The 10,456-nt window shown below is 67.6% G+C and carries 9 protein-coding genes; all 9 read left to right on the top strand.

What is annotated here, in order from left to right; translation table 11 throughout:
- The first annotated feature begins 68 nt into the window (after window positions 1–68).
- The 9 genes from FDT80_RS17720 to FDT80_RS17760 all read left to right on the top strand — a co-directional run bounded on the left by FDT80_RS17720 (window position 69) and on the right by FDT80_RS17760 (window position 9,913).
- Complete coding sequence (locus FDT80_RS17720) at window positions 69–836, top strand: FadR/GntR family transcriptional regulator (RefSeq protein ID WP_138663666.1); 768 nt, start codon at window positions 69–71, stop codon at window positions 834–836.
- Between the two features lie 58 nt (window positions 837–894).
- Window positions 895–2,490, top strand: a complete 1,596-nt coding sequence (locus tag FDT80_RS17725) for a class I adenylate-forming enzyme family protein (RefSeq protein WP_138663667.1) — start codon at window positions 895–897, stop codon at window positions 2,488–2,490.
- A gap of 45 nt (window positions 2,491–2,535) precedes the next feature.
- Window positions 2,536–3,297 carry an SDR family NAD(P)-dependent oxidoreductase gene (locus FDT80_RS17730; protein ID WP_138663668.1) on the top strand — a complete coding sequence of 254 codons (762 nt, stop codon included), beginning with the start codon at window positions 2,536–2,538 and terminating at the stop codon, window positions 3,295–3,297.
- Window positions 3,294–4,484, top strand: a complete 1,191-nt coding sequence (locus FDT80_RS17735) for an acyl-CoA dehydrogenase family protein (RefSeq protein ID WP_138663669.1) — start codon at window positions 3,294–3,296, stop codon at window positions 4,482–4,484. Before FDT80_RS17730 ends, FDT80_RS17735 begins: the two co-directional genes overlap by 4 nt.
- Window positions 4,481–5,554 carry a phosphotransferase gene (locus tag FDT80_RS17740; protein ID WP_212733879.1) on the top strand — a complete coding sequence of 358 codons (1,074 nt, stop codon included), beginning with the start codon at window positions 4,481–4,483 and terminating at the stop codon, window positions 5,552–5,554. The genes FDT80_RS17735 and FDT80_RS17740 overlap by 4 nt, the downstream gene beginning before the upstream one ends.
- Before the next feature lie 202 nt (window positions 5,555–5,756).
- Window positions 5,757–6,917, top strand: coding sequence for an acetyl-CoA C-acetyltransferase (locus FDT80_RS17745; protein WP_138663671.1), 1,161 nt, complete (start codon window positions 5,757–5,759; stop codon window positions 6,915–6,917).
- Window positions 6,918–7,008: 91 nt separating this feature from the next.
- Window positions 7,009–8,223: a CaiB/BaiF CoA transferase family protein gene (locus FDT80_RS17750; protein ID WP_138663672.1), complete on the top strand. Its 1,215-nt coding sequence runs from the start codon at window positions 7,009–7,011 to the stop codon at window positions 8,221–8,223.
- Window positions 8,220–8,954 (top strand): glutathione binding-like protein, encoded by a 735-nt coding sequence (locus tag FDT80_RS17755; RefSeq protein ID WP_138663673.1) that lies wholly within the window; start codon window positions 8,220–8,222, stop codon window positions 8,952–8,954. The genes FDT80_RS17750 and FDT80_RS17755 overlap by 4 nt, the downstream gene beginning before the upstream one ends.
- Window positions 8,951–9,913 (top strand): Gfo/Idh/MocA family protein, encoded by a 963-nt coding sequence (locus tag FDT80_RS17760; protein WP_138663674.1) that lies wholly within the window; start codon window positions 8,951–8,953, stop codon window positions 9,911–9,913. Before FDT80_RS17755 ends, FDT80_RS17760 begins: the two co-directional genes overlap by 4 nt.
- The last annotated feature ends 543 nt before the right edge of the window (window positions 9,914–10,456 follow it).

Here is a 10,456-nt window from a genome sequence, read left to right on the forward strand (position 1 = left end):
GATGCAAGCCAGGATGCAAGCCACGAGGACCCTCCGCACCGCATCGAGACAGAGGCGACCCGGTGACGATGGCGCTTAAACCCAAAGCCCTGCGTGTCCAGCACGCCTATGAACAGGTCTCGAACGAGATCGAGGCGCAGATCCTGAGCGGCTCGCTGAAGCCCGGCGACACTTTGCCGGGCGAGGTCGAGATGGCGGGCATGTTCGGCGTCAACCGATCCACCGTGCGCGAGGGGATCCGCCGGTTGGAATGCGAAGGGTTCGTCCGTCGCATCTCGCCGCGCAAGATGGCGGTCAGTATTCCACGCATGGCCGAACTGTCGTCGCGCCAGACACGCGCGCTGAGCATGCTGGATGTCACTTTTGACGAATTGTGGCATGTGGCCGTCGCGACCGAACCGCTGGCGGCGGCCCTAGCCGCGCAACATGCCGACCGGGACGACCTGGCCGCGCTCGACGAGATGCAGGCCGCGCTCGAGGCGGCGGAGGGCGAAGGCCGCGTCTCGGTCGAGATCGACACCGCCTTTCATTCGCGGGTGGCCGCCGCCAGCAAGAACCGTGTACTGCAACTCGCGCGCGAGCCCATCGGGTTCCTGCTCTACAGCGGGATCGACGCGCTGATCCCCGAATTGCCGCAGGCCATGGCGCGGCAGGTGGTGGCGCACGCCCATGTGATCGATGCGATCCGCGCCCGCGACCCCAACCGCGCGCGCGACTGGATGCGCCGCCACATCGACGATTTCCGCCGCGGCTACATTCAGGCTGGGCTGCCGCTCGATGCGCCTATCGACGGGGTCGCGTCCCGCCTGGCCGACCTTGGCCAGGGGGAGGCATGATGCGCCGCGCCGCTTTGCCACGCCGGGCGCGCCGGACCCTGCGCAGGGACGTCGCATCATGAGCGCCGATCCGCAGTTGCGCCGCGAGCATCACTTCGGCGATCGCGTCGTCGCCTGCTATGCCACGCGCCCGCGCACCGTTCACGCGATGCTGCAAGAGGCGGTGGCCGCACACCCGCTGAACACCGCGCTGGTCAGTGGCGACACCCGGCTGACCTATGCCGCGCTCGACACAGAGATCGCGCATGTGGCCGCGGGTCTTGCCGCGCTGGGCGTGGCGCAGGGCGACCGCGTGGCGATGCTTCTGGGCAACGGCGTGCCCTTTGTCGTCGTCACCTTCGCCGCCGCGCGTCTGGGCGCGATCACCGTCCCGCTGAGCATTCGCGACCAGAGGCCGGGGATCCGCCACGCGCTGGTGAATTCACAGGCCGTGGCACTGATTGCCGAAGGCGATCTGGCCGACATCGTGCCGCCGCCCGGCGAGACGCCGGATTTGCGCGCGCGCATCGCCGTGGGGCCGGCATCGGGCTTTTCCGACTACGAGAGCCTGCGCGCCGCCGACCCCGCCGCGACCGAGCCCGCCGAAGCGGACGAAGAGGACGTGGCAACGATCCTCTATACCTCCGGCACGACCGGCGTGCCCAAGGGCGCGACCCTTACCGGGCTGGGCATCGTCCATTCCGCGACCAATTTCGTGCGCACGATGGCGCTGGGTCCAGAGGACCGGACCATCGTCGTGGTGCCGATGAACCATGTCACCGGCCTGATCGCGGGGATCCACACGCTGATCCGGGCGGGCGGCACCATCGTGATCCAGCGCGCGTTCAAGGCGGCGCATTTCCTGGACTGTGCCGCGACAGAGCGGATGACCTGTTCGCTGATGGTGCCGGCGATGTACAACCTTTGCCTGCACCAGACCGACCTGTCGGACTATGACCTGTCCGCATGGCGGGTGGGCGGCTACGGCGGCGCGCCGATGCCCGCCGCCACCATCGAACGGCTGGCCGCGGCCCTGCCGGGTCTGGGGCTGATGAACGCCTATGGCGCGACCGAGGTCACATCACCCGCGACGATCATGCCCGCAGACCAGACCGCGCACCGCCGCCTTTCGGTCGGCCGCCCCATGCCCGGCGCCGAGATCTGCGTGATGGATGACGCGGGCCGCGAGGTGCCCGCGGGCGCGCCCGGAGAGATCTGGATCCGCGGCGCGATGGTGGTGCCGGGCTACTGGCGCAACCCCGAGGCGGACGCACGCGAATTCGTGGCGGGGTTCTGGAAATCGGGCGACATCGGATCGGTCGATGCCGACGGGTTCGTCTATGTCCACGACCGCAAGAAGGACCTGGTGAACCGCGGCGGCCACAAGGTGTTCACGGCCGAGGTGGAAAGCGTTCTGACCGCCTGTTCCGGCGTGATCGAAGCGGCGGTGGTCGCCAAGCCCTGCCCAATTCTGGGCGAGCGGGTGCACGCGGTGGTGTCGATCACCCCGGGCGCGGTGGACGAGGCCGCGCTGGTGGCGCATTGCGCGGCGCAACTGGCCGATTACCAGTGCCCCGAAAGCTATACGCTGCGCGAGCAGCCGCTGCCGCGCAATGCCAACGGAAAGATCCTCAAGCGCCAGATCAAGCAAGAGCTTGGCTTCGAGACCCCGTGACCCCGGCGTGCAACCCGATCCCGCCATATCCAAGGAGTGCGTGACATGAACATCGAAGGTCAATCCGCCATCGTGACTGGTGGCGCTTCGGGGCTGGGCGGGGCAACCGCCGACATGCTGGCGCAGGCAGGCGCCAAGGTCACGATTTTCGACATGAACGAAGACCTGGGCGCGCAGAAGGCGCGCGCGCTGGGCGGGCTGTTTCTTCCCGTCAACGTGACCGACGAGACCGCGGTGAGCAAGGCGGTGGACCGCGCCGAGGCCGCGCATGGCACCGCGCGCATACTGGTCAATTGCGCCGGGATCGGCCCGCCCGCCAAGGTCGTGGGCCGCGACGGCAACGCCATCCCGCTGAGGGAATTCGCCAACGTCATCAACGTGAACCTGATCGGCACCTTCAACGTGCTGTCAAAATTCGCCGCGGCCCTGCACCGCGCCGAGCCGCTGGGCGAGGAACGCGGCGTGATCGTCAACACGGCGTCCGTCGCCGCCTTCGAAGGGCAGATCGGCCAGGCCGCCTATTCCGCGTCCAAGGGCGGCATCGTCGGCATGACCCTGCCCATCGCGCGCGAATTCGCCCGCCACGGCATCCGCGTGATGACCATTGCGCCGGGGTTGTTCCTCACTCCGCTGCTGGCCTCCCTGCCGCCCGAGGCGCAGACGTCGCTGGGCGCGCAGGTGCCGTTTCCCAACCGCCTTGGCGATCCGCGCGAATACGCCCGCATGGTCGCGGCGATCATCGACAACCCAATGCTGAACGGCGAAACAATTCGTCTGGACGGCGCAATCAGGATGGCTCCGAAATGAATACACATCTGGAAACCGCCGGCATATCGCCCCGCGCCCTCGAAATCGCCGACAAGGTCGAGGCCTTTGTCCGGGCCGAGGTCGTGCCGTTCGAGCGCGACCCGCGGTTGGGCGCGCATGGCCCATCGGAAGAGCTGGCCGATGAGTTGAAGGCGCTGGGGCGCGCGGCGGGAGTGATGACGCCGCATATCCTCGAGGGGGGCGGCCACCTGACCCAGCGCGAGACGGCGGCGGTGCTGATCCGGTCGGGCCTGTCGCCGCTGGGGCCGCTCGCGTGCCACACCTGCGCCCCCGACGAGGGCAACATGTTCCTGTTGGGCAAGGTCGGCTCGCCCGAGCTCAAGGAGCGCTTTCTGGGGCGGATGGTCGATGGCTCCATGCGGTCCGCGTTCTTCATGACCGAACCCGCCGAGGAGGGCGGCGCGGGCTCGGACCCGTCGATGATGCAGACCACCTGCAGGATGGACGGCAACCACTGGGTCATTAACGGGCGCAAGACCTACATCACCGGCGCGGACGGTGCGGGCATGGGAATCATCATGGCGAAATCCGGCGATGGCGCCTGCATGTTCCTCGTGGATCTGCCGGACCCCGCGATCCGGATCGAACGGGTGCTCGACACCATCGACAGCTCGATGCCCGGCGGACATGCGGTGATCGCCATCGACAACCTGCGCGTGCCCGCCGATCAGATGCTGGGCGAGGCGGGCGAGGGCTTCAAATATGCGCAGGTGCGGCTGGCGCCCGCGCGGCTCAGCCATTGCATGCGCTGGCTTGGGGCCTGCATCCGCGCGCATGAGATCGCCACGGATTACGCCAACCGGCGGATGGCCTTCGGCAAGCCGCTGGTCGATCACGAGGGCGTCGGCTTCATGCTGGCGGAAAACCGGATCGACCTGAAACAGGCCGAGCTGATGATCTACTGGTGCGCCGACGTTCTGGACACCGGCGCGCCGGGGACCACCGAAAGCTCCATGGCAAAGGTCGCCGTCAGCGAGGCGCTGATGCGTGTCGCGGACCGCTGCGTGCAGTGCATGGGCGGGCAGGGCGTGACCGCCGACACCATCGTCGAACAGGTGTTCCGTGAAATCCGTGCCTTCCGCATCTACGACGGCCCGACCGAGGTCCACAAATGGAGCCTTGCCAAGAAGATCAAGCGCGAGTGGAAGGCGCAGGCCGAAGCATGACCAGGGGAGCCGCCAGCGCCGACGCGAACCTCGGGGTGGCGCCGGTGCGCGACGGGTTCCGCTTTGACGAGGCGGCGCTGGCGCGCTGGATGGCGGAGCATGTCGACGGTTTTGCCGGGCCGATGACGGTGATGCAGTTCAAGGGCGGGCAATCCAACCCGACCTACAAGCTGTCCACGCCGGGCCGCGCCTATGTCCTGCGGCGCAAACCGCCCGGCGATCTGGCAAGGGGGGCCCATGCCGTGGACCGCGAGGCGCGCGTGCTGACCGCGCTGGGCGGCGCGGGCTTTCCGGTCGCGCATGTTCATGGGCTGTGCACCGATGACGCGGTGATCGGCAGTTGGTTCTATGTGATGGAGATGGTCGAGGGCCGGATCTTCTGGAACGCGGCGCTGCCCGAGGTGTCCGCATCCGAACGCCCGGCGTATTTCGCGGCGATGAACGCGACGCTGGCACAGTTGCACCGGATCGACCCGCAAGCGGCAGGGCTTGGCGACTATGGCCGTTCGGGCAACTATTTCGCGCGCCAGATCAGCCGCTGGACGAAATCCTACCTGGCCGACACCGACGCGGGCCGCGATCCGGGCATGGACGAATTGATCGACTGGTTGCCCACCGCCATCCCCGACAGCGACGAGACGACGATCGTGCATGGCGATTTTCGCTGTGACAACCTGATCTTTCATCCCACCCGGCCGCGCGTGATCGCGGTGCTGGACTGGGAGTTGTCCACGCTGGGCCATCCGCTTGCGGATTTCGCCTATCACGCGATGATGTACCGGATGCCGCCCGACATCGTTGCCGGGCTGGGCGACGTGACGCCGGCCGATCTGAACATTCCCGGCGAGGCGGAGTACACAGCGCAATATTGCGCCAACACGGGCCGCGACGGCATCCCCGATTACGATTTCTACATCGCGTTCAATTTCTTCCGCATGGCCGCCATCTTTCACGGCATCAAGGGGCGCGTGATCCGCGGGTCGGCGGCGTCGGCCCATTCTGCGGCCCGGGTGGAACAGTATCCGCGGCTGGTCGGCCTTGCGGTCGCGGCGGCGGAGGCCTGCCGGTGACGGGCAGACCGGCGCCCGGCATGGCGCGCGGCACCGCGGGGCCGGGGCGCGCGCGGGCGCCTTGCCAGTGCGACGGCGGCCACCGCCGGGCGAACCGCATGCTTGCGACCGCCGCCGCGGCGCGCGAAACTGGGCCGCGGCGGATCGGCATCGCCGCCGTCATTGCACGCCGTGCCGCCGATTTCAGACAGGGACACTGACCATGCCGCACGCCTACATCGTAGAGACAGCCCGCACCGCCGGAGGGCGTCGGGGCGGCGCGCTGCGCGACTGGCACCCCGCCGACCTGGGGGCCGAGGTGATCGACGCGCTGATCGCGCGCAGCGGCATCGATCCGGCGGCGGTGGATGACGTGATCGTGGGCTGCGTGACGCAGGGCGGCGAACAGGCCTTTGCCTTTGGCCGCAACTGCGTGCTGGCGTCGACGTTGCCGCAAAGCGTGCCGGCGGTGACCATCGACCGGCAATGCGGCAGTTCGCAACAGGCCGTGCAATTCGCCGCGCAGGCGGTGATGTCGGGCACCCAGGACGTGGTGATCGCGATGGGCGTGGAAAGCATGACGCGCGTGCCGATGTTTTCCAACGTCGCGCTGCACGCCAAGGCGGGGCTGGGCGAGGGGCCCTTCAGCGACCGGATCGCGGCGCGCTATGGCACACGCGATTTCAGCCAGTTTCGCGGCGCCGAGATGATTGCGCGCAAGCATGGCTTCGACCGGGCGCAGCTGGATGCCTTTGCGCTGGAAAGCCACCGGCGCGCCGCGGCGGCCACGGCATCGGGGGCGTTCGACGATGAAATCGTGTCACTTGCGGTGGACGGCGGTCGGCATACCCGCGACGAGGGCATCCGCCCCGACGCGACGGCCGACAGCATCGGCGCGGTGCGGCTTTTGGAGGAGGACGGCATGATCTCGGCGGCGAATGCCTCGCAGATCTGCGACGGCGCGGCGGGTGTGATGGTGGTCAGCGGGGCGGCGTTGAAACGGCTTGGCCTCAGGCCGCGTGCGCGGATCGTGAACCTGACCGTGACGGCCGGCGACCCGGTGATCATGCTCGAAGAGCCCTTGCCCGCGACAGACCGGGCGTTGGCAAGGGCCGGCATGAGCATCGACGACATCGATCTTTTCGAGGTCAACGAGGCCTTTGCGTCGGTGCCGCTGGCCTGGCTGAAACACACCCGCGCCGATCCTGCGCGGCTTAATGTCAACGGCGGGGCGATCGCGTTGGGCCACCCGTTGGGCGCATCGGGCGCACGGCTGATGACCACGCTTGTCCATGCCCTGCATGCCCGGGGAAAGCGCTATGGCCTGCAAACCATGTGCGAAGGCGGCGGAATCGCCAATGTCACGATCATCGAGGCCCTGTAAAACCGCGCCTGCGGGGGCGGTGGCCATGCCGCGGATCGCCCGCTAGGGTGCCCCCGAACGCGCGCCCGCGCCCCAAGACGGAGACCCCAGTATGGCAGGACCCCTGCACGGATTTCGCATCATCGATCTGACCACGATGATCTCTGGCCCGCTGGCCACCATGACGCTGGCCGATCAGGGGGCCGAGGTGATCAAGATCGAACACCCGCAAGGCGGCGATCACAGCCGCCAGGTGACAGGGCGGCGCGGCGGCTTTTCGGCCTCGTTTCTCAACAACAACCGGGGCAAGCGGTCGGTGACGCTGAACCTCAAGGATCCGCGCGGCGTCGCGGCGGCGCTGAAACTGTGCGAAACGGCGGATGTCTTCGTACAGAATTTCCGCCCCGGCGTGGCCGGGCGGATCGGCCTGGGCGAGGATGCGGTGCGCGCGGTGCGGCCCGATATCATCTATACCTCGATCGCCGGTTTCGGGTTCGAGGGCGACTGGGCGCGCAAGCCGGTGTACGACCCGCTGATCCAGGCGCTGTCGGGGCTGGCCAGCGTGCAGGGCGGCGCGGATGATGCCCGCCCCCGGCTGGTGCGCACGATCCTGCCCGACAAGCTGACCGCGATCCAGACCAGCCAGGCGATCACCGCCGCGCTGCTGGCGCGGTCGCGCAGCGGGCAGGGAAGCCACGTGCAGGTTTCCATGCTGGACACTGTCCTGGCGTTTTTGTGGAGCTCGGACATGGCGGGCTACACCTTTGTCGGCGACGAGGCCGAGCCGAAGAAAAGCGCCGACGCGCAAAGTTTCGTCGAGCTGATCTATCAGACGGCGGATGGCTGGATGGCGGTGTCGGCGCATACCGACAGCACGTGGACGGGGCTGTCCGCGGCGGTGGGGCGGCCCGAATGGCTTGACGATCCGCGCTTTGCCACCGTGGCCGCGCGCGAAGACAACAAACCCGCCCGGTTGGAGCTGACGCAGGAGGCGCTGCTGGAGGATACGACGCAGAACTGGATGCGGCGGCTGAGCGCGCATGACGTGCCCTGCGCGCCTGTGCTGACCCGCGATCAGGTTTTTGACCATCCGCAGGTGCGGGCCAATGGCACGGTTATCGAACTGGACCACCCGCAGGCCGGCCGCGTCCGTCAGACCCGAAGCCCCGCGCGGTTCACCGCGACGCCCGTCGATGTGCCGCTCCCCGCCCGGCGCCTGGGCGAGGACACCGCCGCCGTTCTGGCGCAGGCGGGCTATGACGCGGGCACCATCGCCACGCTGATCGCCGAAGGCGTCGCCACCGACACGCAAGGATCGCCCGAATGATCGACCTGTATTTCGCGCCCACACCGAACGGCTGGAAGGCCGCCATCATGCTGGAGGAATGCGGTCTGGAGTATCGCGCGATCCTGATGCGGCTGAGCGAGGGTGATCAGTTCACGCCCGGGTTTCTGTCGATCAGCCCCAACGCGAAGATGCCGGCCATCGTCGATCATGCGCCGGGGCCGGATTGGGGCGACGCGCCCGTGACGGTGTTCGAATCCGGCGCGGTACTATTGTATCTGGCGGACAAGACCGGGCAATTCGCGCCATCGCCGGACGATCTGCGCGGGCGCAAGGCGCTGATGGAATGGCTGTTCTGGCAGGTCGGCAACCAGGGGCCCATGGGCGGGCAGCTCAGCCATTTTCGCAATTACGCGCCCGACGGGCAGCGCGACTACGGCTTCAAACGCTACCTGGGCGAATACGACCGCAATCTGGGCGTGCTTGAAAACCGGCTGGAGGGGCGTGATTACATCCTCGGCGACTATTCCATCGCCGACATGCTGGCCTTCCCTTGGGCGTTCATCGCCAAGCCGCTGGGCGCGTCGCTTGACGATTTCCCGCGCGTGGCCGACTGGCGGGCGCGGATCAAATCGCGTCCTGCGGTGCAGCGGGCCATCGACCTGCACAAATCCCAACAGAACGGCGGGCGGCACCGGGCCGACAACAACACCGTTCTGTTCAATCAATCCGCCGCATCGCTGCGGCCCAAGACGGACAAGTCACACACATGACCATCACGACCGCGATCATCGGCCTGGGCATCATGGGCCGCCGGATGCTCGAACACATGGACCGGCACGAGGGGTTCGCCCCCGCCACCGTCTGGGACCCGGACGCCGCCGCCTGCGCGCTGGCGCGCGACATGGTGCCGGGCGTCACGGTGACCGACAGCGCCGAGGCGGCGATCGCAGGGGCTGACCTTGTGTACCTTGCCTGCCCGCCCGCGCCGCGCAAGACCTACGCGCTTGCCGCGGCCGAGCAGGGCAAGGCGGTGTTTCTGGAAAAGCCGCTGGGCGTGGACATCGAGCAGAGCCGCGATCTGGTCGCGCTGCTGGAGCAGTCGGGCGTGCCTGCCGCCGTGAACTTCGTGCAGGCGGCGGGGCTGGCCATGGCGGGCGTGGTTGAGGCACGCGACAGCGGGGCGATGGGCGATCTGGCAGGGGCCGACATCGTGGTCACCTATGCTCATTGGCCCCGCGGCTGGCAGGCGGCAGCGGACTGGCTACGCTTTCGCGACGAAGGCGGACCGACCCGCGAGGTCGTCTCGCATTTCGTGTTCTTCGCCGAACGTATCCTCGGGCCGCTGCGCCTGGCGTGGTCGCACCCGACCTATCCCGCCGATCCCGCGCTGTGCGAAACCCATGTCGCCGCCCGGCTCGAAACGGCGTCTGGCCAGCCCGTGACGCTGATGGTCAGCGTCGGCGGCGCGCAGCCGGACCGGCAGGAACTGACGATCAAGGGCAGCGCCACGTCGCACCGGATATCGGAGTTTTTCCGCGAGGCCGTATCGGACGGCGGCCCCTGGGAGCCGGTGCGCGCGGACCCGGCCGATCCGCGCGCCGACAGCCTGCGTGCGCAGCTTGATCAGGTGGCGCGGATGATGGCGGGACACGATCATCTCCTGGCCACCCCGCAAGAGGCGCTGCGGGTGCAGATCCTCATCGAGGGGATTCTCGCGGGGCAGGGGTGAACGGGGCGCACATGCGCCGCCGCGCGTCGGGCAATGGCCGCGACGGGAAAAAATGCGGCTTGCCGGGATCTGTCACAAAAACGGGCCTAACACCCGTCTGAACCATGCTATCATCGCGCTGCGGGGGGTGCAGGCCCGTCGCACAGGTCGCGTGATTTGCCGAAAAAACCGGCGGGGTGAAGTTTTTTCGAGATTTGTTGAAAAAGGTGCTTGCGACTCTCTCGGGCTTTCCCTAAATAGCCCCTCACCGGCGGCGCAGAGATGCACCAAGGGGGCGCCAGACGGGCGGGACGGAGTGGAGACGCGAAGTTTCGAGACGAGGCGGAACGATAAAATCAGAGGTATTTGAGGCGGGGCGCGCCGGTAAGATAGGGCGCATCTCAGTCACTTTTGTCTCTACGCTCTTTGACATTGATATATATCTGAAGAGATATGTGGGCGGTTTGGTTCATTCGATGGATCAACGTCTGTATATCGCGCCACTAGGGTTTCGGTCCGATGATGTGGTGTCAGCTTCACTGTTTGTTCGGCTTCTGGTTACTT

Origin of the sequence: Sulfitobacter sabulilitoris (genome assembly GCF_005887615.1) — a bacterium.
In the GTDB taxonomy this organism is placed as follows: Bacteria; Pseudomonadota; Alphaproteobacteria; order Rhodobacterales; family Rhodobacteraceae; genus Sulfitobacter_E; species Sulfitobacter_E sabulilitoris.

Coding starts and splice junctions, on each gene's coding strand:
- FDT80_RS17760 (WP_138663674.1), top strand. CDS start 8,951: ATGACCATCACGACCGCGATCATCGGCCTGGGCATCATGGGCCGCCGG.
- FDT80_RS17730 (WP_138663668.1), top strand. CDS start 2,536: ATGAACATCGAAGGTCAATCCGCCATCGTGACTGGTGGCGCTTCGGGG.
- FDT80_RS17750 (WP_138663672.1), top strand. CDS start 7,009: ATGGCAGGACCCCTGCACGGATTTCGCATCATCGATCTGACCACGATG.
- FDT80_RS17720 (WP_138663666.1), top strand. CDS start 69: ATGGCGCTTAAACCCAAAGCCCTGCGTGTCCAGCACGCCTATGAACAG.
- FDT80_RS17735 (WP_138663669.1), top strand. CDS start 3,294: ATGAATACACATCTGGAAACCGCCGGCATATCGCCCCGCGCCCTCGAA.
- FDT80_RS17745 (WP_138663671.1), top strand. CDS start 5,757: ATGCCGCACGCCTACATCGTAGAGACAGCCCGCACCGCCGGAGGGCGT.
- FDT80_RS17725 (WP_138663667.1), top strand. CDS start 895: ATGAGCGCCGATCCGCAGTTGCGCCGCGAGCATCACTTCGGCGATCGC.
- FDT80_RS17740 (WP_212733879.1), top strand. CDS start 4,481: ATGACCAGGGGAGCCGCCAGCGCCGACGCGAACCTCGGGGTGGCGCCG.
- FDT80_RS17755 (WP_138663673.1), top strand. CDS start 8,220: ATGATCGACCTGTATTTCGCGCCCACACCGAACGGCTGGAAGGCCGCC.